This window comes from Bacillus pumilus, from assembly GCF_009937765.1.
GTDB classification, from domain to species: domain Bacteria; phylum Bacillota; class Bacilli; order Bacillales; family Bacillaceae; genus Bacillus; species Bacillus pumilus_O.
On the sequence record NZ_CP047089.1, the window covers coordinates 1,610,980 to 1,635,826 of the forward strand.

Annotated in this window: 25 protein-coding genes and 1 other annotated feature; of the genes, 21 read left to right on the forward strand and 4 right to left on the reverse strand. The window is 42.2% G+C overall.

Annotated features, from left to right (window positions below; all coding sequences use genetic code 11):
• Positions 1-71: 71 nt before the first annotated feature.
• From mnmA to GPS65_RS07830, 6 genes are all read left to right on the forward strand, one after another.
• Complete coding sequence (mnmA, locus tag GPS65_RS07805; protein WP_003216305.1) at positions 72-1,190, forward strand: tRNA 2-thiouridine(34) synthase MnmA; 1,119 nt, start codon at positions 72-74, stop codon at positions 1,188-1,190.
• 60 nt (positions 1,191-1,250) lie between these two features.
• Positions 1,251-1,904, forward strand: a complete 654-nt coding sequence (locus tag GPS65_RS07810; RefSeq protein WP_088003250.1) for a tetratricopeptide repeat protein — start codon at positions 1,251-1,253, stop codon at positions 1,902-1,904.
• 19 nt (positions 1,905-1,923) lie between these two features.
• Positions 1,924-4,308: an SF1B family DNA helicase RecD2 gene (recD2, locus tag GPS65_RS07815; RefSeq protein ID WP_119125181.1), complete on the forward strand. Its 2,385-nt coding sequence runs from the start codon at positions 1,924-1,926 to the stop codon at positions 4,306-4,308.
• 135 nt (positions 4,309-4,443) lie between these two features.
• A complete protein-coding gene (locus GPS65_RS07820; RefSeq protein WP_236832313.1) occupies positions 4,444-4,902 on the forward strand; it encodes a PRC-barrel domain-containing protein in 459 nt (152 codons plus the stop codon).
• A gap of 13 nt (positions 4,903-4,915) precedes the next feature.
• The gene (locus GPS65_RS07825; RefSeq protein WP_003216308.1) at positions 4,916-5,107 is read left to right on the forward strand and encodes a hypothetical protein; all 192 of its coding nucleotides are present in this window, start codon (positions 4,916-4,918) and stop codon (positions 5,105-5,107) included.
• Between the two features lie 20 nt (positions 5,108-5,127).
• Complete coding sequence (locus tag GPS65_RS07830) at positions 5,128-5,259, forward strand: YrzQ family protein (protein ID WP_003216198.1); 132 nt, start codon at positions 5,128-5,130, stop codon at positions 5,257-5,259.
• A gap of 233 nt (positions 5,260-5,492) precedes the next feature.
• Here GPS65_RS07830 and GPS65_RS07835 read toward each other — a convergent pair whose 3' ends face one another.
• The 4 genes from GPS65_RS07835 to GPS65_RS07850 all read right to left on the reverse strand — a co-directional run bounded on the left by GPS65_RS07835 (position 5,493) and on the right by GPS65_RS07850 (position 8,435).
• Positions 5,493-6,143, reverse strand: coding sequence for an amino acid ABC transporter permease (locus GPS65_RS07835; RefSeq protein WP_119125179.1), 651 nt, complete (start codon positions 6,141-6,143; stop codon positions 5,493-5,495).
• 15 nt (positions 6,144-6,158) lie between these two features.
• Positions 6,159-6,812 carry an amino acid ABC transporter permease gene (locus GPS65_RS07840; protein WP_119125178.1) on the reverse strand — a complete coding sequence of 218 codons (654 nt, stop codon included), beginning with the start codon at positions 6,810-6,812 and terminating at the stop codon, positions 6,159-6,161.
• 71 nt (positions 6,813-6,883) lie between these two features.
• The gene (locus tag GPS65_RS07845; protein WP_012010719.1) at positions 6,884-7,693 is read right to left on the reverse strand and encodes a transporter substrate-binding domain-containing protein; all 810 of its coding nucleotides are present in this window, start codon (positions 7,691-7,693) and stop codon (positions 6,884-6,886) included.
• Positions 7,694-7,706: 13 nt separating this feature from the next.
• Positions 7,707-8,435 carry an amino acid ABC transporter ATP-binding protein gene (locus GPS65_RS07850; RefSeq protein WP_012010718.1) on the reverse strand — a complete coding sequence of 243 codons (729 nt, stop codon included), beginning with the start codon at positions 8,433-8,435 and terminating at the stop codon, positions 7,707-7,709.
• A gap of 165 nt (positions 8,436-8,600) precedes the next feature.
• On the opposite strand from GPS65_RS07850, the gene GPS65_RS07855 reads away from it, so the two are divergent.
• The 15 genes from GPS65_RS07855 (at position 8,601) to GPS65_RS07925 (ending at position 24,795) form a co-directional block, all read left to right on the forward strand.
• Positions 8,601-9,665 (forward strand): AI-2E family transporter, encoded by a 1,065-nt coding sequence (locus GPS65_RS07855; RefSeq protein WP_012010717.1) that lies wholly within the window; start codon positions 8,601-8,603, stop codon positions 9,663-9,665.
• Positions 9,666-9,711: 46 nt separating this feature from the next.
• Positions 9,712-9,920: a binding site (T-box leader), on the forward strand.
• An 81-nt stretch (positions 9,921-10,001) separates the two neighbouring features.
• Positions 10,002-12,638: an alanine--tRNA ligase gene (alaS, locus tag GPS65_RS07860; RefSeq protein WP_012010716.1), complete on the forward strand. Its 2,637-nt coding sequence runs from the start codon at positions 10,002-10,004 to the stop codon at positions 12,636-12,638.
• Positions 12,639-12,728: 90 nt separating this feature from the next.
• The gene (locus GPS65_RS07865) at positions 12,729-12,995 is read left to right on the forward strand and encodes an IreB family regulatory phosphoprotein (RefSeq protein ID WP_024718370.1); all 267 of its coding nucleotides are present in this window, start codon (positions 12,729-12,731) and stop codon (positions 12,993-12,995) included.
• Positions 12,996-12,998: 3 nt separating this feature from the next.
• On the forward strand, positions 12,999-13,415 hold the full coding sequence (gene ruvX / locus GPS65_RS07870) for a Holliday junction resolvase RuvX (RefSeq protein WP_003216519.1): 417 nt from the start codon (positions 12,999-13,001) through the stop codon (positions 13,413-13,415).
• A gap of 16 nt (positions 13,416-13,431) precedes the next feature.
• On the forward strand, positions 13,432-13,719 hold the full coding sequence (locus GPS65_RS07875; RefSeq protein ID WP_012010715.1) for a DUF1292 domain-containing protein: 288 nt from the start codon (positions 13,432-13,434) through the stop codon (positions 13,717-13,719).
• 154 nt (positions 13,720-13,873) lie between these two features.
• Positions 13,874-14,440: a biotin transporter BioY gene (locus tag GPS65_RS07880; protein ID WP_012010714.1), complete on the forward strand. Its 567-nt coding sequence runs from the start codon at positions 13,874-13,876 to the stop codon at positions 14,438-14,440.
• A complete protein-coding gene (locus GPS65_RS07885) occupies positions 14,437-15,900 on the forward strand; it encodes an acyl-CoA synthetase (protein WP_119125177.1) in 1,464 nt (487 codons plus the stop codon). The genes GPS65_RS07880 and GPS65_RS07885 overlap by 4 nt, the downstream gene beginning before the upstream one ends.
• A complete protein-coding gene (locus GPS65_RS07890; RefSeq protein ID WP_012010712.1) occupies positions 15,888-16,976 on the forward strand; it encodes an acetyl-CoA C-acyltransferase in 1,089 nt (362 codons plus the stop codon). Before GPS65_RS07885 ends, GPS65_RS07890 begins: the two co-directional genes overlap by 13 nt.
• 73 nt (positions 16,977-17,049) lie before the next feature.
• Positions 17,050-18,132 (forward strand): endolytic transglycosylase MltG, encoded by a 1,083-nt coding sequence (gene mltG / locus GPS65_RS07895; protein WP_012010711.1) that lies wholly within the window; start codon positions 17,050-17,052, stop codon positions 18,130-18,132.
• A gap of 210 nt (positions 18,133-18,342) precedes the next feature.
• Entirely contained in the window at positions 18,343-19,008 is a 666-nt protein-coding gene (locus GPS65_RS07900; RefSeq protein WP_012010710.1) for an O-methyltransferase, read from the forward strand.
• Entirely contained in the window at positions 19,005-19,934 is a 930-nt protein-coding gene (locus tag GPS65_RS07905; protein WP_119125175.1) for a peptidase U32 family protein, read from the forward strand. Before GPS65_RS07900 ends, GPS65_RS07905 begins: the two co-directional genes overlap by 4 nt.
• A gap of 20 nt (positions 19,935-19,954) precedes the next feature.
• Positions 19,955-21,223: a peptidase U32 family protein gene (locus GPS65_RS07910; RefSeq protein ID WP_012010708.1), complete on the forward strand. Its 1,269-nt coding sequence runs from the start codon at positions 19,955-19,957 to the stop codon at positions 21,221-21,223.
• Between the two features lie 7 nt (positions 21,224-21,230).
• A complete protein-coding gene (gene udk, locus GPS65_RS07915) occupies positions 21,231-21,863 on the forward strand; it encodes a uridine kinase (protein ID WP_119125174.1) in 633 nt (210 codons plus the stop codon).
• A gap of 665 nt (positions 21,864-22,528) precedes the next feature.
• Entirely contained in the window at positions 22,529-23,002 is a 474-nt protein-coding gene (greA, locus tag GPS65_RS07920; RefSeq protein ID WP_012010706.1) for a transcription elongation factor GreA, read from the forward strand.
• A gap of 50 nt (positions 23,003-23,052) precedes the next feature.
• On the forward strand, positions 23,053-24,795 hold the full coding sequence (locus GPS65_RS07925) for a peptidoglycan D,D-transpeptidase FtsI family protein (protein ID WP_012010705.1): 1,743 nt from the start codon (positions 23,053-23,055) through the stop codon (positions 24,793-24,795).
• The last annotated feature ends 52 nt before the right edge of the window (positions 24,796-24,847 follow it).

Below are 24,847 nucleotides of genomic sequence, written 5' to 3' on the forward strand. Positions count from 1 at the left end.
AAAAATGAAACAGCCAAGCACCTGAAGAACGAAACGCACATGCTGTTTCATTGAAAATGGAGTTGATGAAGATGACAAAAAGACCAGAAGACACAAGAGTTGTGGTCGGTATGTCCGGTGGAGTCGACTCATCAGTTGCCGCTCTTATGCTAAAAGAGCAAGGCTATGATGTGATCGGCATATTTATGAAAAACTGGGATGACACAGATGAAAATGGTGTGTGTACAGCAACGGAGGATTATGAGGATGTCATCCGCGTCTGTAACCAAATTGGAATCCCTTATTATGCAGTGAATTTCGAAAAGCAATATTGGGACAAAGTGTTTCAATATTTCCTTGATGAATATAAAGCAGGCAGAACGCCAAACCCAGATGTCATGTGTAACAAAGAAATTAAGTTTAAAGCGTTTCTTGAGCATGCATTGTCGCTCGGTGCGGATTATTTAGCAACAGGTCACTATGCGCGCGTCGACAGAACTGGCGATGAAGTTAAAATGCTTAGAGGTCTTGATGCGAACAAAGACCAAACGTATTTCTTAAATCAGCTGACTCAGGAACAGCTTGATAAAGTCATGTTCCCAATCGGTGATTTAGAGAAGAAAAGGGTTCGTGAATTGGCAAAAGAAGCAGAGCTCGCAACCGCAACGAAAAAAGATTCAACGGGTATTTGCTTTATTGGGGAAAGAAACTTTAAAACGTTCCTCAGTCAATATTTACCTGCACAGCCTGGCGTGATGCAGACGATGGACGGAGAAGTCAAAGGGGAGCACGATGGACTGATGTATTACACGATCGGTCAGCGCCAAGGTCTTGGCATTGGCGGCAGCGGTGATCCTTGGTTTGTCGTTGGAAAAGACTTGGAACAAAATATTTTGTTTGTCGAACAAGGTTTTCACAATCCACTTTTATATTCTGAAAGCATTTCAGCCGTCAATATCAGCTGGACTCGTCCTCATATTGTCGGTGAAAACGGTGAATTAACATGCACAGCTAAATTCAGATACCGTCAAGAAGATCACCATGTGAAGGTCAAAATGACAGGTGAGCAAGAAGCGATGGTCATCTTTGATGAACCTGTTCGTGCTGTGACACCAGGACAGGCGGTTGTCTTTTATGATGGCGACGAATGTCTAGGTGGCGGAACTATTGACGATGTCTTTAAAGACGGCCAAAAGCTGTCGTACGTGTAACTTGTTTTCAAAACCTCAACGTCGCTGTTGAGGTTTTTTAATGAAAGGATGAGAGAGCGAATGAATCATAACGAAATTGGCATAGAAGCCTTAAATCAGGGGAACATCGAAAAAGCGGCGGAAGCTTTTACGAAAGCCATTGAAGAAAGCCCGAAAGACCCGGTTCCATATATTAACTTTGCGAACTTACTTTCAAGCATCAATGAATTTGAACGCGCGTTAAACTTCTTTCAAAAAGCCATTGAACTTGATCACGCCGCAGCTGCAGCCTATTACGGAGCAGGAAATGTATACACATTAAAAGAAGACTTTATGAAAGCAAAAGACTATTTTGAACAAGCACTAAAAGCGGGCATGGAAAATAGTGATTTGTTTTATATGCTGGGGCAGACGCTCATTAAATTAGAGCAGCCGAAGCTTGCGATGCCTTATCTTCAGCGTGCCATCGAACTGAATGAAGATGATAACGAAGCAAGATTCCAATTTGGCATGTGCTTAGCCAATGAACAATTGCTGGAAGAAGCGGTGACAACCTTTACTGAGGTAGTCACGCGTGATCCGCAGCATGCAGATGCCTTTTATAATTTAGGAGTTGCGTATGCATATTTAGAGAAAAAAGACGAAGCGCTTGAGATGCTTGGAAAAGCCATTGACGTGCAGCCTGATCATATGCTGGCACTACATGCGCAAAAGCTGATTCAAGAGGCAGAATAGACGGAAGGAGGGAAGACCTGTGCAGGAACATCCAGATCAAATGAAGCTTGAGGACGAACCATTTTTAAAGGGGACAGTTCAAGCCGTTATTTTCCATAATGAAAGTAATTTATATTCGGTGTTAAAGGTGAAAGTCATTGAAACATCGGAAAACTTAGAGGAAAAAACAGCATCTGTCACAGGCTACTTCCCAGCACTTCATGAGGAGGAAACTTACACCTTCTATGGCAAAGTTACAAGCCATCCGAAGTTTGGTGAACAGTTTCAGGCGACTCATTTTCAAAAGGAAGTACCGACAACAAAACAAGGAATAATCCATTATCTTTCAAGTGATTTATTTGAGGGGATAGGCAAAAAGACAGCGGAAGAAATTGTAGGAAAGCTTGGCAGTGAGACGCTTCATAAAATTATGCGTGACCCAGCGGTTTTGTATGACGTTCCGCGCTTATCAAAAAAGAAGGCTGATAAGCTGGCTGCAGCGCTCCAAGAGCATCAAGGATTGGAACAAATTATGATCAGCTTGAATCAATACGGCTTTGGTCCGCAGCTCAGCATGAAGATTTATCAAGTGTACGAAAGTGAGACGCTGCAGAAGATTGAAGAAAACCCGTATCAGCTCGTCAAGGATGTTGAAGGGATCGGATTTATTAAGGCAGATGAACTTGGCGCTAGAACCGGCATCTCAGGAAGTGACCCAGAGCGAATTCGTGCAGCCTTGCTTTATACAGTGGAGACAGCCAGTCTTCAGGACGGTCATACGTACATACAAACAAAGGATTTGATCGTCGAAACCCGAAAACTGCTCAATCAAACAGGCAATGAGTACAAAGTGACGGAAATGGACGTCGCCGATCAGATCATTGCACTTGGCGAAGGGAAAGAGATGATCATTGAGGATGAGCGCTGCTATCATCCGTCCTTATTTTATGCCGAGCAAAGTGTCGCGAAACGTATACAAAAAATCGTCTCCCAAACGGAATATGCAGATCAATTTCCTGAATCAGAATTCCTTCTAGCCCTTGGTGAGCTAGAGGAACGGCTGGGCGTCCAATATGCGCCGACACAAAAGGAAGCGATTCAAAAGGCACTCATGTCCCCAATGCTGCTTTTAACAGGCGGACCTGGGACTGGGAAGACAACAGTCATTAAAGGGATTGTTGAGCTTTACAGCGATCTTCATGGTGTATCACTTGACCCAAGTGATTATAAAAAGGATGAATCCTTCCCATTTGTGCTTGCGGCACCAACTGGGCGAGCAGCTAAACGGATGACAGAATCAACAGGGCTTCCAGCTGTGACGATTCACCGGCTGCTTGGTTGGAACGGATCAGAAGGATTTTCTCATGATGATGAACAGCCGATTGAAGGAAAGCTTGTCATCATTGATGAATCAAGTATGCTAGATATTTGGCTTGCGAATCATTTGTTTAAAGCCATTCCTGACCATATACAAGTGATCATGGTGGGGGATGAACATCAGCTTCCGTCTGTCGGACCAGGCCAGGTGTTAAGAGACTTGCTTGCATCACAAGCCGTGCCAGCGGTTACCCTAACAGATATTTACCGGCAGGCAGACGGCTCCAGCATTGTTGAACTTGCACATGATATGAAAAATGGTGTCCTGCCAAAGGATATTACCGCACGTTCAAAGGATCGATCTTTCATCAAATGCTCAGCTGATCAAATGAAAGAAGTGATTGAGAAAGTCGTCAGCAATGCTGCTCAAAAAGGCTATTCAGCTAAAGATATTCAAGTGCTTGCGCCCATGTATAAAGGAAAAGCAGGCATTAATGAGCTCAATAAAATGCTGCAGCACATTTTGAATCCTAAAAAACCAAAAGGTCGAGAAATTCCTTTTGGTGATGTGGTGTACCGGACTGGTGATAAAGTGCTTCAGCTTGTGAATCAGCCAGAGAACAATATTTTTAACGGTGATATTGGCGAAATTGTCTCCATTTTTTATGCGAAAGAAAACACAGAAAAAGAAGATATGGCTGTGATCTCCTTTGATGGGAATGAAATCACTTTTACTAAAAAGGATTTTCATCAATTTACACATGCCTATTGTTGCTCTATCCACAAATCACAAGGCAGTGAATTCCCTATCGTTGTACTACCAGTCGTGAGAAGTTATTACAGAATGCTTCGGCGAAATTTGCTGTACACAGCCATTACACGAAGTAAAAAGTTTTTAATTCTGTGCGGCGAGGAATCAGCACTGGAGTGGGGCGTGAAAAACAATGAGGATTCCCTCAGACAAACGTCCTTAACGATGCGGCTCGTGCAAACCGAAGAGGTTATGGATGCGGAGCTTGCAGCACTTCAAAAAGAACTGCCGTTTAGCGTGCATGATGCAAATATCGGTATGGAGGGAATCACTCCATTTGATTTTATGCATGAATAAAAGGCTTCCAGATGGAAGTCTTTTTTAGCATGAAAAGAATTTCGCATAGTTCGTTCATGGAAGCCATTTCTTCGTATGAGTCTTGAAGCAAACGCACACGATAAGACTGTTCCGCAAAAGGTGGTTGAGCACATTTTGAGAACATGTCGAGAGCTTGAAGGAATGTCAATCTATACTGGTGAAACGTCTCATTCACTTGGTTCCATAAAAGATATTTGCTTATTAGCCGGAGGCAGCTGCGGAGGTTATGTATTAGATGGGAAAAAGAAAGACTGTGCCTTCATTCCATTCTCGGCTGGGGATCAGCTGACAGACAAAGGCTTATATGTGAGCTGCCAGGAGGGTGTAGGCATGGATTCCTCCGCCCCATCCCTCTTATTTTCGAAATTAAAAAAGAAAATGATGCAGTCGCCTGACGGTGAAAATTTAGGCATTTTGGAAGATGTATACTTTTGCACAAATTCGGGCACAATCGTAGCATATGAACTCTCGGACGGCTTCTTTACAGAGCTATCAGGGATTCGAAAACAGCTTCAGGCTGCCGGAACCTTGATCAACGTTCAAAAGGAAGCGCTTGTTCTAAACCGAACGTAAAGAGGTGCTGATTATGCTCATTTGCCCAAATTGCAAATGTAAAGACATCGGAAAAATTGGGGTCAATCAATATTATTGCTGGGGCTGTTTTATTGAATTGACACTGTCAAAAGGTAAAATATCTACACACCAAGTGGAAGAAGACGGAACACTAAGCAGCTTAGATGATCTGTTTAGTGATGATGAACGTTCAATTCAACTATAAGTGTTAAGGGGGAATTTCGAATGGGCAAAATGACTTCTTCACTATTAACGCTTGGTGCAGGTGCACTCGCATATCACTTTGCAAGCCGATATGATATGCCATCAAAGCGGGATATGAAAAAGCTAAGAAAACGTGTGATGAGAATGATGTAAAAAAAGGCATCCGCTAAGAGCGGATGTCCCAGATTGTTGACAAAGGGCTGAAATGATCTTTATTTTAGCCCTTTGTCTTCTTTTCAGCGTGATAGAAAACCTTTGAAGTTTAGGAAGGGCGAGCAATGGCGCGGAGCGAATCTGACATTCGTGAGCACCGGTGCGCAGACCTGACACCGAATGCGAGGGTTTGTCTACACACTGAGGCATCCGCTAAGAGCGGATGTCCTTTTTTATGCCTGCCTATATTCTAATCGGCGTGCGAGTAATGATAAGCTGAAATTGACGACAAAATACATCATCGCCGCTAATAGGAAAATGGGCAGTAAGTAAGATTGGCTCTGACCGTTTAATATTTGAGCGTGATGCAATAGTTCTGGAAGTGCAATGACAACAGCTAGTGACGTATCTTTTAAAAGAGAGATGAATTGACTAACAATTGGCGGCACCATTCGGCGTAAAGCCTGCGGCATAATAATCATTTTTAACGTTTGGATATAGGTTAAACCAGAGGACCTGGCGGCTTCGATTTGCCCCTTATCAATTGATTTTAAACCACTTCGAATAATTTCTGACAGCATTGCTGATTCAAATACGGTTAAAGCTGCTATAGCCGAGGCTGTAATGCTCAGCTTAATGCCGATTTCGGGCAATGCAAAATATGTGAAAAAAATGATCAATAAGAGCGGCAAGTTTCGAATGGTTTCGACGACGACTGCAAGTATCTTTGATAAAATCGGAATTTGAGCGAACCGCAATGTTCCAATGACTAATCCAATGAGAAAGCTCAAAATGATGGAGATAAAAGCCACTTTTAAGGTGACAGCAAATCCTTCAAGTAAAAAGGCGAGATGATCAGGCTGGTAGGCACCTAGAAAATCCATGATATGTCCTCCTTTCTAGTGGCTTCTTGCTAATCTTTTTTCTAAATAACCAACGCCTAAACTGAGCGGAATCGTTAATATCAGATAGAACATGGCAACAAAAATGTAGACATCAAATGTCACAAATGTTCTAGAAGCGATGAGGTCTCCTTGATACATAAGATCAAACCCTGCGATGACACCTAAAATAGATGAGTTTTTAACAAGGTTAATAAATTGATTCCCAAGAGGGGGAATGACAATTTTAATCGCTTGCGGCAGAATGATATACCGCATCGTCCCGCCATAGGATAGACCTGAAGCACGGGCGGCTTCCATTTGTCCAAGCGGTACAGCTTGTATCCCTGCACGAATGGCTTCAGCAATAAAGGCTGAGGTATAAATGGCAAGGGCAATTGTGCCGGCGGTGAAGCCATCTGCTACAATACCAAGCACGGGTAATCCAAAGAAGAAGACAAATGTAATCAATAATAACGGAATATTCCGAATAAATTCCACGTAAGCCGTCCCTAACCAGTTGAGTGGTCTGAGTGGTGCAATTCTCATAATGGCAATGAGTGTACCGATCAAAAAGCTTCCAATCAAAGCAATGACACTTGCACCAATTGTATATTTAAACCCTTCTACATAAAGATTGAAGTTTTCAGTGAGAATGGAAAACCGCAGCAATCAGTTCACTTCCTTCCTTCCTGATCAATAGGGGAGCCAATGAGCGGCTCACCCCTAAACAAGTCAAACGATTATTTTTTGATCCATTTTTGATGAATCTTGTCATACTCCCCATTGTCTTTTAATGTCTTTAGGGCTTTATTAATGGCCGTTGTTAATTCCTTATCGCCTTTCTTGACAGCAATGCCATAAGGCTCATCTGTAAAGGTGCCGCCGACGACTTCGTAATTTGAATCCTCATCTGCCATACCAAATAAGATCGCATTATCAGTTGTCAGCACTTGCCCTTGATTCGATTTTAAAGCTGTAAAAGCTTCCTGATAGTTCTCAAATTCTAATACAGACGCTTCAGGTGCTTTTTCGCGGATATTTTGAGAAGAAGTAGATCCTTTTACTGCAAGCACTTTCGTTCCTTTCTTCAAATCATCAATTGATTGAATGTCGCTTCCTTTTTTCACAAGCAGTGATTGTCCTGCTTCAAAGTAAACATCTGAGAAATTGACTTCTTTTTTACGCTCTTCAGTAATTGTCATGGTTGCGACGATTGCATGAATATCTCCTTTTTGCAGTAAAGGAATTCTCGTTTTGGATGTCACTTCTTTGAATTCTGCTTTTCCTTCATCACCGAGTATTTCCTTTGCGATGGCTTTTGCAATATCGATATCAAACCCTTCAATATCTCCGCTGCTTGGATTTTTTAGACCGAAGAGACGTGTATCATTCTTGACCCCGAAAATCATTTTTTTGTCTTTCTGGATGGTTTCTAAAGAACTTCCTTGTTTTGCATCAGTCGAGCCTTTTTCAGCAAATCCGCAAGCTGTTAATGCGGCAATACAGCAAGTCATAAAGAGTAGTAGGCCAAAGCGTTTCATTTTTTTCATCAAATCATTCCCCCTAGTGATTTAAAATACGGCTTAAAAAGAGCTGTGCGCGTTTCTCACGCGGTTTCTCATAAAATGCAGCCGGTGTTGATTCTTCAAGAACTCTGCCTTCATCAATAAAGACAATACGATCGGCCACTTCTCTGGCAAATCCCATCTCATGTGTGACGACAACCATGGTCATTCCTTCTCGGGCGAGCTGTTTCATCACATCTAGTACCTCTCCAATCATCTCTGGGTCAAGAGCTGATGTCGGTTCGTCGAACAGCATGACCTCTGGTTTCATCGCAAGCCCTCTAGCAATGGCAACACGCTGCTGCTGTCCGCCTGATAGTCTTGAAGGGTAGGCGTTAGCTTTATCAGGAATACCGACTTTATGTAAATAAAATTCGGCTGTTTCCCTCGCTTCTTCTTTGCTCACCTTTTTCACCTTCATTGGCGCAAGCATAATGTTTTCAAGCACCGTCTTATGCGGATAGAGGTGAAAGTGCTGAAATACCATCCCGATATTTTGCCTGACAAGATTGATATTGGTTTTCGGATGCTGAACAGGCACTTCGTTGACAAGAACCTTACCCTCATCAATGCTTTCAAGACGATTGATGCATCTGAGCATTGTGCTTTTACCTGATCCTGAAGGACCGATGATCACGACGACCTCACCTTTTTGAATATGTAGGTTAATGTCTTTCAGTACATGGAACTGGCCATAATGTTTATTGACTTTTTCGAATGTGATCATGAAGAACCTCCTCTTGTACATGGTGGTAGTCAGTGGAGACATTTTAGTAACTTTGGATGGTGCTGTATGTTTCATATGTATTCATTTTTAACAAAGTTAGGACAAATTTTATTTACATGGATAATTGCAGAAGATGGTTAAACAATAAGAAAAGAGGTGAAAAAGGTGAAGAAACGTCCGATCCAATTTCTGATATATGCCGCAGGGGTCCTGCTTGTCCTTGCATCTTTGCTCATTTTATTGCAGCTCGACGAGTTATGGATGCCTATTTTTTTGTTGTTAAAGGCGGTTCTCATTCCGCTACTCATTGCTATTTTTATTTCTTATCTGCTTTATCCGATAGTGGAAAGATTGCATGCAGGGGGCTTACCAAGGACTGTGAGTCTCTTATTGATTTATGTCCTGTTTTTTGGCGGGATTGGGCTTGCGGTTTATAAAGGGGCGCCTGTCATGATCAAGCAGCTAAATGAGCTGTCAGAACAAATTCCTGTGCTTGCGGAAACGTATAATGGCGCCTTATCACATATTCATCATCATACAAGCCATTGGCCTGACGGACTTCACGACCGCTTGGATCGCTTAATTGTTCAATCGGAGACATATGCAGCTAACGGCGCGGAGCGGATGATTCTTAGCTGTAAAGTCTTACTTGATTATGCACTAGTTGCAGCGCTCATCCCTTTTCTTGTTTTTTATATGGTGAAGGATATGAATACAATGAAGCGGGCCGCATGGTATTTGACGCCGCCCTCATTTCGGAAGAGGGGGCATGCGTTTGTAAAGGCAGTTGATGAATCACTTGGTAATTATATTAGAGGGCAGCTGCTTGTCTGTTCATTCATTGGGGGGGCAGCCACCATTGTGCTCTGGCTGTTTCATATTCCGTACCCGCTTGTCCTTGGTATGCTGATTGGCGCAACGAATGTCATTCCGTATTTTGGACCGATTATTGGCGCGATTCCCGCTGTCTTTATTGCGTTTACCATCTCGGTGAAATCAGTTATTATTGTGCTGATTACAGTCGCCGTACTGCAATTTTTAGAAAGCAACGTCCTTAGCCCGATTATCGTAGGGAGAAGTCTTCATATGCATCCTGTCGTCATTATGCTTGTCTTGCTTGCTGGTGGAGAGTTATTTGGTTTAATAGGCATGATTTTAGCCGTACCAACTGCCGCTATCATCAGGGTGATCATTGTGCAATATATCCTGATGAGGCGAAGCGTTCATTGACAAGAGGAGCCGAGTTGTCTATAATAATTTCGATTCATACTACATACTGAATTCAATGACGGACCCGAGTACGTTAAAAAGCTGTTTCAGAGAGAGGCTTTATTTTGCTGAGAAAAGCCTCATCAGACCTTTAACGGAAGCTAGTCCCGAGTGCAGATAAACACTGCCGCTCTCTTCCGGCGTTATCGGATGTGAAGGTGATAGACGAATTTGTCTATAATCAGGGTGGTACCGCGAGAACATCTCGTCCCTGTGTAAGTCGTTTTGTGCTTGCATAGGGCGGGGTGTTTTTTCGTTTGTGTGGAGATTGATGAATGAAAAGGGAGGAATTTTTGAATGAAAACTTTAACTTCAGCTCAAGTACGCCAAATGTTTTTAGACTTTTTTAAAGAAAAAGGACATGCTGTAGAACCGAGTGCCTCACTCGTACCGCATGATGATCCGACACTTTTGTGGATCAACAGCGGGGTGGCAACATTAAAGAAATACTTTGATGGCCGCGTCGTACCTGACAATCCGCGTATTTGCAACGCGCAAAAATCAATTCGTACAAATGATATTGAAAACGTAGGGAAAACAGCACGTCATCATACGTTCTTTGAAATGCTTGGAAACTTCTCTATTGGTGATTATTTTAAAGAAGAAGCGATTGAATGGGCGTGGGAATTCCTCACAAGTGACGAATGGATTGGCTTTGACCCGAATTTGTTATCTGTCACTGTTCATCCAGAGGACGAAGAAGCGTATGTTCTATGGAGAGATAAAATCGGTGTACCTGAGGAACGTATTATTCGCCTTGAAGGGAACTTCTGGGATATTGGAGAGGGCCCAAGTGGACCGAATACAGAAATTTTCTATGACCGCGGTGAATCATACGGTCACGATATGAACGATCCAGAATTATATCCTGGCGGAGAAAATGAGCGTTATCTAGAAGTGTGGAACCTAGTGTTCTCTGAATTTAACCATAATCCAGATGGGTCATACACGCCGCTGCCGAAGAAAAATATTGATACAGGGATGGGTCTTGAACGAATGGTATCTGTCATTCAAAACGTGCCTACGAACTTTGATACTGATCTATTCATGCCAATTATTCGTGCAGTTGAAACCATTTCTGGAGAAAGCTATGGCGAAACAAAGGAAAAGGATACAGCATTCAAAGTCATTGCTGACCACATCCGGACGGTTGCCTTTGCTGTAAGTGATGGAGCGCTTCCTTCCAATGAAGGCCGCGGGTATGTGTTAAGACGTTTGCTTCGCCGTGCTGTGCGTTATGCAAAAACCATTCACATCCATCGCCCGTTTATGTTTGATCTAGTTCCAGTTGTGGCGGAAATCATGAAGGATTTCTACCCAGATGTACAAGCGAAAGAAGAATTTATTGCAAAAGTCATCAAGAATGAAGAAGAACGCTTCCATGAAACATTGAACGAAGGTTTAGCGATTTTGTCAGAAGTCATCAAAAAAGAAAGAGACAAAGGCAGCTCACAGATTTCAGGTGAAGATGTATTTAAGCTGTATGACACGTATGGATTCCCTGTCGAGCTCACAGAAGAATATGCAGAAGATGAGCACATGACAGTGGATCGAGAAGGCTTCCAGGCTGAGATGGAAAAGCAGCGTGAACGTGCAAGAAATGCGCGACAAGATGTCGGCAGTATGCAGGTTCAAGGCGGTGCTTTAGGAGATATTAAAGTAGAAAGCACATTTGTCGGCTACGAAAATCTAACGGCAGTTGCTCATATGATTGAATTGCTTCAAAATGGTGAAATTGTCTCAGAAGCACATGAAGGCGATACAGTACAAATTTTATTAGATGAAACACCTTTTTATGCAGAAAGCGGCGGACAAGTGGCTGATAAAGGGACATTGAAAAGCGCTGAAGTGATCATTGACATCAAAGATGTGAAAAAGGCACCAAACGGTCAGCATGTTCATGAAGGAGTAGTCGTAAGCGGTACAGCCAAAAAAGGACTTGTAGTTACTGCGGAAGTGGAATCAGCTCTTCGAAAAGGCATTGTGAAAAACCACACAGCGACACATCTATTGCATCAGGCGTTAAAAGACGTTTTGGGCAGCCATGTGAACCAAGCAGGATCACTGGTGAATGAAAATAGACTTCGCTTTGACTTCTCTCATTTTGGACAAGTTACAAAAGAAGAGTTGTCTCAGATTGAAAAAATCGTGAACGAAAAGATCTGGGAAGGCATCTCTGTTGCTATTGACCTGAAGCCGATTGCTGAAGCAAAAGAAATGGGTGCGATGGCGCTCTTTGGCGAGAAGTATGGCGATATTGTCCGAGTTGTCCAAGTAGGCGATTACAGCATCGAACTATGCGGCGGTTGTCACGTGCAAAATACTGCAGAAATCGGGTTGTTTAAAATTGCATCTGAATCGGGTATTGGTGCTGGAACACGCCGGATTGAAGCAGTGACTGGAAAAGGGGCATACGAAGAATTAAATGACCAGCTGGGGATTTTAGAGCAGGCAGCGAGTGAGCTGAAGTCAAATACGAAGGATGTACCAAAACGTATCGCTTCATTGCAGGCAGATTTAAAAGAAGTTCAAAGAGAAAACGAATCTCTTCTTGCAAAATTAAGCCAGGCTGAAGCAGGCTCTATTTTAGAGAAAGTGACAGAAATCGGCGGAGTGAAAGTGTTAACTGAAAAAGTAAACGCGAAAGACATGAACCATTTAAGAACAATGGTTGATGATTTAAAAGCTAAATTAGGCTCAGCTGTCATTGTGCTCGGAGCCGTTCAAAACGGAAAAGTAAACATTTCAGCAGGAGTGACAAAAGATGTCATCGAAAAAGGTCTGCATGCAGGGAAACTTGTGAAACAAGCAGCTGAAATCTGCGGCGGAGGCGGGGGCGGACGCCCAGACATGGCACAAGCAGGCGGAAAACAACCAGAAAAGCTAGAAGAAGCACTGACATCTGTCGAAGAATCTGTCAAATCCGTTTTATAATCAGGCGATGTAGTGTAGAATAATGGTATTAGATGAGCGTTTAGAAAAAAAGCTTGCTAGTAGAATGTTGGAAGAGAGGTGCAAGAAGCAGTGAGTTCATTTGATAAGACAATGAAGTTTAACTTCTCTGATGATTCAGCTGAAACCAATGTGAATGAAGTGCTCATTACAGTATATGACGCACTCCAAGAAAAAGGATACAACCCGATCAATCAAATTGTCGGATACTTGCTGTCAGGCGACCCTGCTTATATTCCAAGACATCAGGATGCTCGCAACCTAATTCGTAAACTAGAACGAGACGAATTAATTGAGGAATTGGTTAAATCGTACTTAGAGACACATAAAGAGGCGTAAAACATGAGAATTTTAGGCTTAGATTTAGGCACGAAAACCCTTGGTGTTGCAATCAGTGATGAAATGGGCTGGACGGCGCAGGGGATTGAAACAATTAAAATTGATGAAGCAGGCGGAGACTTCGGTCTCAGCCGCCTGTCTGAGATCGTCTCGCAATATGGAACGGATAAAATTGTACTTGGTTTTCCAAAAAATATGAACGGTACGGTCGGTCCTAGAGGCGAAGCCAGCCAATCATTTGCGAAAGTGTTAGAAAACACGTACAATGTTCCTGTTGTGCTTTGGGACGAGCGTCTGTCGACAATGGCAGCGGAAAAAATGCTCATCTCTGCAGATGTGAGCAGACAAAAGCGTAAAAAAGTCATTGATAAAATGGCGGCTGTTATGATCCTGCAAGGGTACTTAGACAGCTTAAATTAAAATGAGGTGAATCAAAATGGAACACGGAGAAAAGCAAATTACAATCGTTGATGATAATGGAAATGAACAGCTTTGCGAAGTACTATTTACTTTTGAAAGCGACCATTTTAACAAATCATATGTTCTTTACTACCCAATTTCTGAGCAAGACAATGAAGAAATTGAAATTCATGCATCAAGCTTCACGCCAAACGAAAACGGTGAAGATGGCGAACTAGAGCCTATTGAAACGGATGAAGAGTGGGACATGATTGAAGAAACGTTAAATACGTTCTTAGATCAAGAAGAAGAAGACGAAGAATAGAACGAATAAAAGGCCTGTGAGCGGATCTTAGTGATCTTTCTTCACAGGTCTTTTTTTATGGTTATTATGTTAACTTTATTTTATTTTATGTTGACATATAAAACTGAACCTTTTACTCTATTTTTAATAATGAATGGAGTGAGGGGGATGGAAATTGAGAATTCAAGATATGATGCAAATGGCGTTAATGACTGCGGTTATTGGGATGTTAGGGTTGATCCCACCGATTTTACTTACGTTTACACCTGTTCCCATCACGTTGCAAACGGCAGGTCTTTTGCTTGCTGGTGGGCTATTAAAGCCAAAACAGGCACTGATCAGTTTACTTCTGTTTCTCTTGGTTGTGGCAGCAGGTGCACCTCTTTTGTCAGGTGCCAGAGGCGGGATAGGGGTCTTTTTTGGACCAAGCGGTGGATTTTTACTTGCTTATCCAGCGGCTGCCCTCATGATTAGTTTGTGGATCAACCGACTACAAAAAGTGACCACCTTGCGTCTTTTTGTGATCTTTGCGATATGCAGTATCGGAATTTTGTATCTATGCGGCATTCCTTTTCAAGCGATGATCATGAATATCAAGGTCACTCAGGCAGCTCTTCTTAGTCTGATTTATATTCCAGGTGATCTCATCAAGGCAGGCATATGTGCCGTTCTCACGGTGAAAATCATTGCGGCTATGTCATATCGAAAAAGGGATGTGAATAAAGGGAGGCGTGCAGTTTGAGAAGAATAACGGAAAGTTATACATTACATGCAGAAATGAACCCAGATCATACCGCCATCATTGATGGAGAAGAACGAATCACTTACGAAGATTGGTATGAGCGTGTCCAGCTATCAGCACAATGGTTACAACAAACGGCTCATGAGCAAAAAAGAGTCGCTTTTTTATTATCGAATGGTGCTTCTTTTCTTCAAATATTTGCTGGCGCTGCTTCTGCAGGGTGGACAGCAGTCCCGCTTGATCCGAGATGGAGCCGTGAGGAATGTGTTGAAAAACTTTTGTTAAGTGAAGCAGCTCTCGTCATTATCGAGGACCGATATTTAAATAGATTCGACAAGTACAGCGTAGACATGCAGGTTCTTTCTTTATCTGAATGGAAGGGGAAAATGAGCCGTAACACACAAGTTCTATCTAACAAATGTGACATCGAAAATGACCCTATCTTTTATATGGGATTTACGTCAGGATCAACGGGTTCACCCAAAGCCTTTATCAGACGTCAGCAGTCATGGATTGAAAGCTTTCGAACGACAGCTGATACATTTGGAATCACTCATCAAGATCATGTTCTGATAGCAGGTACACTCTTATCCTCTCACTTTTTATATGGTGCCATCAGTACATTGTACTTTGGCGGCACAGTGACGTTATTAGAAAAATTCACACCAGTGAAAGCAAAGAAAGCCTTACAGACAGGAGATTTGACTGTGATGTATACTGTTCCGACAATGACGGAATCGTTGCTGGAAATAGACGCTTTTGAGAGAGAGCATTCCCTGCTTGTCATATCATCTGGAGCAGATTGGGGCATTCCTTCAAAGAAACAACTTGTGACGAACAATCCTCATGTGACATTTTTTGATTTTTACGGTACATCAGAATTAAGCTTTGTATCCTATTTATCTTCAAATGACTTTCTGCAAAAGCCTTCTTCTGTCGGACGGCCATTCTCTCCCATTCAAATTGAAGTGAGGCGAGCCGATCAAACTGTCTGCCAGCCAAATGAGACAGGAAGAATTTATGTGAAGAGTCCAATGGCTTTTGCAGGCTACTTACATGAGGTGAGACCGCCGGAGGAGTGGCTGACAGTTTATGATATGGGGTGGCTGGATGAAGACGGCTATTTATATATGAGTGGCCGTGAAAATGGCATGATCGTCTATGGAGGACTGAATATTTTTCCAGAGGAAATTGAGCGTGTGCTAAATGAACAGCCAGAGGTGAAGCGATCGGTTGTAGTTGGCGTTCCTGACCCGTACTGGGGTGAAATCCCTGTTGCCATTATTGAACAAAGGCAGCACTCAAAGACAGTTCGGCAAGCTGTCAAAAAAAAACTGGCAGCTTACAAGGTACCTAAAAAATGGCTAGTCATTGATCAAATCATTGAAACATCCAGCGGGAAAATAGCACGTGCCAGTATGAAACAGTGGGCAGAGGAACAATTGTCATGCAAGCAGTAATTGTACAAGCAAAACGGACACCCTTCGGTGATAAAAATGGGATGCTGAAAAATTATCGTCCAGAGCAATTAGCCGCGCCTCTTATTCGGTATTTGTCTAAAGGGATGACGCCGGACGATATTATATTAGGAAATGTTGTAGGAGGCGGCGGGAATATGGCCCGTCTGTCCTCATTAGAAGCAGGGCTTTCTTTAGGGGTACCTGGTATGACAGTTGATAGGCAGTGTGCTTCAGGTCTAGAAGCCATCCGAACAGCTTGCGTCATGGTTAAATCAGGGGAAGGCTCAATGTATATCGCTGGCGGGACTGAAAGCATTTCGAGATCACCAATGAAAGAAAAAGCCCGCTTTTCACCGGAATGGATAGGAGATCCGGCTATGGGAGAAGCAGCAGAGCTGACGGCTTCTAGATTTTCTGTGACAAGGAAAGAACAAGATGACTATGCGCAATTAAGCTGGGAAAGAAGTATAGACGCAATCAAACGTGGTACATATTCTGAAGAAATCGTTACGATTGACGGACTGAGCATAGATGAAGCGGCCGTGAAAATAAGACCTATGGCAAAGCTGATTCAGCGGGCAAAGCCTGTATTTTCACCCGGAAAAGGATCTGTCACTGCCGCCAATAGCTGTAAAGAAGCAGATGGTGCAGCCGCAGTTGTTGTGATGGAAAGATCGCAGGCAGAGGCAAATGGGTTTCAGCCAATGCTGCGATATGCCGGAAGTGCTGTGACGGCGATGCATCCCAATTTTCCAGCTGCTGCGCCGATTGATGCGATGAAGAAACTTCTAGATCAAGAGAAAATCAAGGCAGAGGATGTTGCACTGTTTGAAATCAATGAAGCCTTTGCTCTGAAAATAGCGCTGATTGCTCGGACGCTAGATATTCCTTATGACAGGATCAATAAGAGAGGTGGTGCACTTTGTCTTGGTCATCCATATAGCGCATCAGGAGCTGCGATGATGGTGAGACTGTTTTACGAAGCGCGCACCTTACCGAATGGAAGCTATGTCATGGCCGCAATTGGGAGTGGTGGCGGCGTCGGTTTAGCCGTATTATGTCAAGTTCTGTCATGACAAGCATGAGCAAGTAATTGCCGAACTCCGTCGAATCATGTACTATAAAAGCTAGATGTGAGGAGGGCCATGCATGTTTTCAGAACAAAAGAAACGACCATTTTTCAAAAGGAAAATGGGGATCGTCCTGTTATCTGTTCTTGCTGTCATCATCATTGCAGCATTATCAGGCTTTTTATATGTTAAATCAGCACTTGGACCGGTCGATCAAAAAAGTAAACAAACGATTAATATTCATATTCCTAATGGGACATCTGTCCGTGAGATTGCGGGCATTTTAAAAGAAAATGGGCTCATTTCGAATGACACGATTTTCACTTATTATGCAAAATACAAAAACGCGTCCGGCTTTAAAGCGGGATACTTTCATTTGAAACAAACGATGGACGCAGACACGCTGATTCAAAAGCTGACATCTGGAGGGACAGACTATGCCTTTCAGCTTGTGATTCCAGAAGGAAAACAGCTGTCTGATATTGCGGCAGTGATTGCAAACCAGACGAATTTTTCAGCGAAAGAAGTGGAAGCGAAGCTGGATGATCCTGCGTTTATCAAAACATTAATGAAAAAATATCCGAAAACGGTGACATCACAGGTAAATGGCAAACAGGTGAAACATCCGTTAGAAGGTTATTTATTCCCTGCGACGTATCCATTTTATCGTGAGGATGAATCACTCGAAACGATCATTGAAACGATGATTAAACAAACAGATCAATACGTGAAAACGTATGAAAAAGACATGAAAAAGAGAAACATGTCCATACATGATGTGTTAACGATGGCATCACTGATTGAAATGGAAGCAACGGAAAAGACGGATCGCGCAAAAATCTCCAGTGTTTTTTATAACCGGTTGAAAAAGGACATGCCGCTTCAAACCGATCCAACGGTTCTTTATGCACTAGGTGAGCATAAATCCCGAGTTTATTACAAAGACCTTAAGGTGAAATCTCCTTATAATACGTATAACAACAAGGGACTGCCGCCTGGACCTATTGCAAATGCTGGCGAATCTTCATGGAAAGCCGCACTGCATCCAGAGAAAACGGATTATGTATACTTCCTTGCGAAGAAAAACGGAGAAGTCGTCTTTACAAAAACGTTAAATGAGCACAACAAAGCGAAAGCCAAATACATCACAGGCAGCAAGTAATGTACATGCGAATCGAAAAAGACTGTAGACAATACAAGATTGCCTGCAGTTTTTTTCGTTGGAATATCCATTTTATAGGTTCGCAATTACCACTTCTTTATGGTAAAATATATCGGGTTGTTTTACTTAGATGAACGAAAGATTGACGAGAAAGAGAGCTGCAACAGGCAGGACTCTTCTTTTTCAGGTCATGAAGGAGCTAGACAAATAATGACTATCGAAGATGATCAAATGAATGATTATATTGAACATTTAATTCACCCAAGTCCTGATGCAATCGCTCAATTAGAGGCATATGCAAAAGAGCATCATGTGCCCATTATGGAAAAGGTGAGCATTGAACTTTTACTGCAGCTACTGTCGATGAAAAAGCCGAAGAAAATTCTTGAGGTTGGGACAGCGATAGGCTACTCCGCCATTCGAATGGCGACAGCTCTACCAGATGCTGAAATTTTTACGATTGAGCGAAACGCAAAACGCTATGAAGAAGCGACACGGAATATTGAGGAATTAAAGTTAAAAGAAAGAATACACGTGTTCTTTGGTGATGCCATGGAATCGGCTAAAACAGTCCAAACGATGGCGCCCTATGATGTGATCTTTATTGATGCCGCAAAAGGGCAGTACAAACGTTTTTTTGAGCTGTTTGAACCGATGCTTGCTCATGACGGAATGATTATTACAGACAACGTATTATTTAAAGGTTTAGTAGCAACGAACTATGAAGAAGAAATCGAAGATAAAAGAAAAAAACAATTAATTGGTAAAATTGATCGATACAATCAATGGCTTATGTCAAACCCCGATTTCCAAACGTGCATTATTCCAGTTGGAGACGGGATCGCCATTAGTACAAAAAGAGGTGACCAATCATGAAAAAACCAGAATTGCTTGTGACGCCAAGCACGGTGTCAGATGTACTGCCATTAATCGAGGCGGGAGCTGATGCATTCTTAATAGGCGAACAAACATACGGTATTCGTCTTGCAGGCGAGTTTTCAAGAGAAGATGTGAAACAGACGGTTGAGCTTGCACATAAGCATGACAAAAAAGTGTATGTGGCGATGAATGCAATTTTTCATAATGATCGTGTCCAACTGCTTGGAGATTACTTAACCTTTCTCGATGCATTAAACGTAGATGGCGTCGTCTTTGGAGACCCAGCTGTGATCATGGCCGCTAAAGAAACAAGGGTAAGCCTGAATCTCCACTGGAGTACAGAAACGACTGGGACAAACTATTACACTTGTAACTACTGGGGCAGAAAAGGCGCAACGCGTGCTGTTCTTGCGAAAGAACTGAACATGGACAGTGTCATCGACATCAAAGAAAATGCCGAGGTGGAAATCGAAATTCAAGTCCATGGCATGACATGTATGTTCCAATCAAAGCGTACGCTTATTGGCAACTACTTTGAATATCAGGGCAAACAAATGGACGTCGAAGGCAAAAATATGGAGGAAGGGCTATTCCTTCATGACCAGGAGCGTCAAAACAAATATCCTATTTTCGAGGATGCAAACGGTACTCATATTATGAGTCCAAATGATGTGTGTATGATTGACGAATTAGAAGAATTTGTTGATGCAGGCATCGACTCATTTAAAATTGACGGAATTTTAAAGTCACTTTCTTATATGACAGAAGTGACGTCTCTATATAGAAAAGCAATTGATTTATTAGCAACTGACAAAGACGCGTATGAAGATCAGAAAGAGGACTGGGTGAAGCGGATTGAAGAGATTCAGCCAGTGAATCGTTCGATTGATACAGGGTTCTTCTTTAAAGAAACGGTTTATTAATATAAGAGGAGGCAGAGGAAATGGCACTATTGAAAGATGGTATTTCTGAAATGATTGACGGGAAACGTGTCATTACAAAAAAACCAGAACTGCTTGCACCAGCAGGAAACTTGGAAAAGCTGAAAATTGCTGTACATTACGGAGCAGACGCCGTCTTTATTGGTGGAAAAGAATTTGGACTTCGTTCAAATGCCGATAACTTTTCAATTGAAGAAATGGCTGAAGGTGTCGCATTTGCAAATAGATACGGTGCACGCATCTACGTGACAACGAATATCTTTGCCCACAACGAAAACATGGACGGGCTGGAGGAATACCTTCAAGGGATTGAAGGTGCTGGAGTAGCAGGCATTATCGTGGCTGACCCACTGATCATTGAAACGTGTAAACGTGTCGCACCGAAGCTTGAAGTCCATTTAAGCACACAGCAATCTCTTTCGAACTGGAAAGCTGTTCAGTTTTGGAAAGAAGAAGGGCTTGAGCGAGTGGTGCTGGCTCGCGAGACTAGTGCGCTAGAAATTAGAGAAATGAAAGAAAAGGTCGATATTGAAATTGAAACGTTCATTCACGGTGCGATGTGTATTGCTTACTCTGGCCGCTGCGTGCTCAGTAACCATATGACGGCAAGAGATTCTAACCGCGGTGGCTGCTGCCAGTCTTGCCGCTGGGATTATGATCTTTATAAACTAGAAGGTTCTGAGGAAGCGCCATTATTTGGAGAGGAAGACGCACCATTTGCGATGAGTCCAAAAGATTTAAAACTGATCGAATCCATTCCTCAAATGATTGAAATGGGAATTGACAGCTTGAAAATCGAAGGGCGTATGAAATCCATTCATTATGTGGCAACGGTCGTGAGTGTGTATCGCAAAGTCATCGACGCCTATTGTGCGGACCCAGACAATTTTGTCATTGAGCAGGAATGGTTAGATGAATTAGATAAATGTGCAAACCGTGACACAGCACCAGCCTTTTTCGAAGGTGTACCAGGAACGGATGAGCAAATGTTTGGCATTCATGGGAAGAAAACGACTTTTGATTTTGCAGGTCTCGTTCTTCATTATGATGAAAAAGAACAAATTGTCACATTGCAGCAGCGTAACTTCTTTAAAGCTGGTGACGAAGTTGAATTTTTCGGCCCAGAAATTGAGAATTTCACATGCAACATTGAGACGATTTGGGATGAAAAAGGAAATGAACTTGATGCCGCTCGTCATCCGCTTCAAATCGTCAAATTCAAGCTCGATCAAAAAGTATACCCTAGCAACATGATGAGAAAGGGGAAATAACAGGCACATGAGGATTAAACCAGTTGTCATTGGAATTGCTGGCGGCTCGGGTTCAGGTAAAACGAGCGTCACCAATTCAATCTATGAAAAATTTAAAGGACATTCCATCCTCATGCTACAGCAAGATTTATATTACAAAAATCAAAGTCATATGCCATTTGAAGAGCGTCTGCTTACGAACTATGATCATCCGCTCGCATTCGACAATGACCTGATGTTTGAGCATTTGGAACAGCTCTTAAGGTACGAATCCATTGAAAAACCAATATATGATTTCAAGCTCAACACACGTTCAGAAGAAACTGTCCATGTTGAACCAAAGGATGTAATCATCGTTGAAGGCATCTTTGCATTAGAAGACGAACGCCTAAGAGACTTAATGGATATTAAACTATATGTCGATACAGATGCAGATCTGCGCATCATTCGCCGCATTTTACGCGATACGAAAGAAAGAGGCCGTTCAATCGATTCTGTGATTGAACAGTATGTATCTGTTGTCCGACCGATGCATAATCAATTCATTGAACCGACTAAGCGATACGCCGATATCATCATCCCAGAAGGCGGCCAAAATCATGTGGCGATCGACTTAATGGTGACAAAAATTCAAACCATTCTTCAAAGCCGAGCAGAGTAATCGGTGGAGAAGAAAAAGACCTTTACAGTGTAAAGGTCTTTTCAACATCACAATAAAGAGAATAAATACTAATATTTCTCTTGTTTCTAAAAGAAGAAGCTGCTTAAATATGTTAAGTAGTAACACTTTGAATGAAAGATTTGGTATGATAGGAAAACAATGATGTGAAAAATGATGTGAAATAGATATAGAAAATTGCCGTTTTCAAGCTGAATATTGAGGTGGTTTCGTTTTTGTAAAAGTATATTAAAAAAACGACAAACAAATCATCACAAATTTTCAAACAATTCTTGATCAAAAAGCAATTTTGTAATAATATAGCATAGACATATCGTACACTGACCATATTATGTATTGGAAGATGGAGAATGGATAAGCTATTCTTCTACATATGATCGAAATGGCGAACGAGGTACAGGAGCTTCCTGTGCCTTTCCACAGTTTGTGCGATGGAGATAGATCATCTTTGGACCACTGATAATGGTTCTGTCTGAAAAAAAGGCATAATAGTTGCATCTAAAAGGGACGCCATGTAAGATGGACTTTTACAAATATGGGACAGAAGGAATGAGGGCCTGAAAAAGTCCTCATTCTTGTATATTTCAGTCGTCACTCACGTGCAGAAATTATGTATGATGAGGATTAATAGAAGGAGTGAATGATTCATGGCACAAGAGAAAGTATTTCCAATGACAGAAGAAGGAAAACTTAAGTTAGAAGAAGAGCTTGAATATTTGAAAACGGTTAAACGTAAAGAGGTTGTAGAGCGTATTAAAATTGCGAGAAGCTTTGGAGACCTCTCTGAGAACTCGGAATATGATTCTGCTAAAGAAGAGCAAGCGTTTGTAGAAGGGCGTATCACTACGCTTGATAATATGATTCGCAATGCCAAAATTATCGAAGATGAAGGAAACTCAAATATTGTCTCACTTGGTAAAACAGTCACTTTCGTTGAATTACCAGACGGAGAAGAAGAGTCTTACACCATCGTTGGAAGTGCAGAAGCTGATCCGTTTGAAGGAAAGATTTCAAACGATTCACCAATTGCAAAAAGCTTATTAGGCAAACAAGTAGACGACAAAGTAACCGTTCAAACACCTGGCGGGGAAATGTTCGTCCAAATTGTAAAAATTTCATAATCACGTTTATACGATAAACACCTCGTCCACAATAGGGACGAGGTGTTTTTATGCTAAAAAAACGTAGAATAGGGTGGACAGGTGCTATTATTTTTATGCTGCTGCTTGGTCTTCTCACCAGACTGGCAGAAATTCAACTATTTTTCACAGAATCTTTTTCAAAGCTTGATATCAACTTAATACAAGAAAGTGTCAAACAGCGTACAGAAGAGGTGGTCATTTCAGATGGCCGCGGTGAATTTTTAGATCGAAACGGCGAGGCGCTTCTCACAAAAGAACAGCCTGCGGTGATCTTATTTCCTTTCCTGCAATATGATCTTCCTCATTTAAAACAAACTGCCTCTATTCTTGAGATGGAAGAAGATGAACTCAAAAAACAACTGACAGAAAACAAAAAACCTCTCATTCTCAAAGATGACATCACGAAAAAAAAGCTGAAAGACATCAATGATATGAAATATTCAGGTGTGTACGGCGTATATATGAAAGAGAAGGACAAAAAAAGACTTGCCCTCCACACATTAGGTTTCACGAGTGAGAATCCAGAATTGCTCAGAGAGCGTTATCCTGACAAAAAAGAGCTTTCCATCCGTACAGAAATCGGTACTTTTGGGCTGGAAAGTACCTTTGACGAATTTCTATTACCCGAGCAAGACACAAAATTGTTATATCATGTGGACGGAAGGGGAAACCCTTTGTTTGGGATGGACGTCAAATATACAGCAGAGGCTCATTCATTTTATCCTCTTCAAGTTCAAACAACAATTGATGAAAGCATGCAAGCTGAAATGGAGAAGGTACTAAAAGACCAAGGCGTCGCAAAGGGCGGGGCCGTTCTGCTCGACATTGAAAGCAGTAGTGTGCTGGCGATGGCTAGTACACCAAACATCACAAGCAAAAACCGGCATGAAGCAAGAAATTATATGCTGACTGCTATGGCACCAGGCTCGGTCTTTAAAACCGCTGTACTTGCCGCAGCAATCGAAAAAAACCTTGACCAGCCACAAACGATGTATGACTGTCGAAAGAATTTATATGGAGAGCCAGAAGGAACGCAGGAAGTCCTGAATCTGTCTGAGAGCTTTTCACAGAGCTGTAATTATACCTTTGCAACACTTGCTGACAAGCTGATCCAAACAGATGATCAAATCATCGAAAAGACGGCTGCAAAGCTTGGACTCATTGATCGAGCTGGCTGGGAAGGGGATGTCTATCATAAGAAGCATTTCAAACAGTTTGATCGTGAAGAAACCGGCAATGTGTGGGGAGATAAAAGAGACAAGCATGTCAAAAAAGCCGTTGCCCAAACCGCAATAGGACAAAAAAATGTCAAAACGACTCCTTTACAAATGGCCAATATGATGGCGTCGATTGCAAGAGGCGGGGAACGAAAAGAAGTGAAAATCGCTGAAAAAGTGCTGTATCAAAACGGAACAACGATGCTAACCTTTCAAAACAAACGACCAGAAGGAGGCAGTATTGACCGCTATACAGCTCAAAAGCTGCAAAAGTACTTAAGGCAGGTGGTGACGTCTGACAAAGGAACAGGAAGAAGGTTTCAAGACCTTCCGTTCGATGTGGCGGGGAAATCAGGCACTGCCCAAACCGGCAGTAAAGATCACAAGGGGAATCCGCTTTATCATAAGTGGTTTGCTGGATATTTTCCGGTGGAAAAACCAAAATACGCTTTAGTCGTTGTTCACCTTGATGAGGCAAGTGGACGGGCTAAGACAAATGATGCGTTTTATGATATTGTAAAAAAGGTCAACGAAATTGAAAAGAAACAGACATAGAACATCCCTTCATGTCATGTTAGAATAGTAACGACTTAGGGAACAGAGGCAA

Excerpts from the sequence above, each read along its gene's own strand:
- GPS65_RS07905 (WP_119125175.1), top strand. The coding sequence starts at position 19,005 with ATGAAAAAACCAGAATTGCTTGTGACGCCAAGCACGGTGTCAGATGTA.
- mltG (WP_012010711.1), top strand. The coding sequence starts at position 17,050 with ATGTTTTCAGAACAAAAGAAACGACCATTTTTCAAAAGGAAAATGGGG.
- GPS65_RS07910 (WP_012010708.1), top strand. The coding sequence starts at position 19,955 with ATGGCACTATTGAAAGATGGTATTTCTGAAATGATTGACGGGAAACGT.
- alaS (WP_012010716.1), top strand. The coding sequence starts at position 10,002 with ATGAAAACTTTAACTTCAGCTCAAGTACGCCAAATGTTTTTAGACTTT.
- greA (WP_012010706.1), top strand. The coding sequence starts at position 22,529 with ATGGCACAAGAGAAAGTATTTCCAATGACAGAAGAAGGAAAACTTAAG.
- GPS65_RS07835 (WP_119125179.1), bottom strand. The coding sequence starts at position 6,143 with ATGGATTTTCTAGGTGCCTACCAGCCTGATCATCTCGCCTTTTTACTT.
- GPS65_RS07845 (WP_012010719.1), bottom strand. The coding sequence starts at position 7,693 with ATGAAAAAAATGAAACGCTTTGGCCTACTACTCTTTATGACTTGCTGT.
- GPS65_RS07850 (WP_012010718.1), bottom strand. The coding sequence starts at position 8,435 with ATGATCACATTCGAAAAAGTCAATAAACATTATGGCCAGTTCCATGTA.
- ruvX (WP_003216519.1), top strand. The coding sequence starts at position 12,999 with ATGAGAATTTTAGGCTTAGATTTAGGCACGAAAACCCTTGGTGTTGCA.
- GPS65_RS07925 (WP_012010705.1), top strand. The coding sequence starts at position 23,053 with ATGCTAAAAAAACGTAGAATAGGGTGGACAGGTGCTATTATTTTTATG.
- GPS65_RS07825 (WP_003216308.1), top strand. The coding sequence starts at position 4,916 with ATGCTCATTTGCCCAAATTGCAAATGTAAAGACATCGGAAAAATTGGG.
- GPS65_RS07890 (WP_012010712.1), top strand. The coding sequence starts at position 15,888 with ATGCAAGCAGTAATTGTACAAGCAAAACGGACACCCTTCGGTGATAAA.
- GPS65_RS07900 (WP_012010710.1), top strand. The coding sequence starts at position 18,343 with ATGACTATCGAAGATGATCAAATGAATGATTATATTGAACATTTAATT.
- GPS65_RS07830 (WP_003216198.1), top strand. The coding sequence starts at position 5,128 with ATGGGCAAAATGACTTCTTCACTATTAACGCTTGGTGCAGGTGCACTC.
- GPS65_RS07810 (WP_088003250.1), top strand. The coding sequence starts at position 1,251 with ATGAATCATAACGAAATTGGCATAGAAGCCTTAAATCAGGGGAACATC.
- mnmA (WP_003216305.1), top strand. The coding sequence starts at position 72 with ATGACAAAAAGACCAGAAGACACAAGAGTTGTGGTCGGTATGTCCGGT.
- udk (WP_119125174.1), top strand. The coding sequence starts at position 21,231 with ATGAGGATTAAACCAGTTGTCATTGGAATTGCTGGCGGCTCGGGTTCA.
- GPS65_RS07875 (WP_012010715.1), top strand. The coding sequence starts at position 13,432 with ATGGAACACGGAGAAAAGCAAATTACAATCGTTGATGATAATGGAAAT.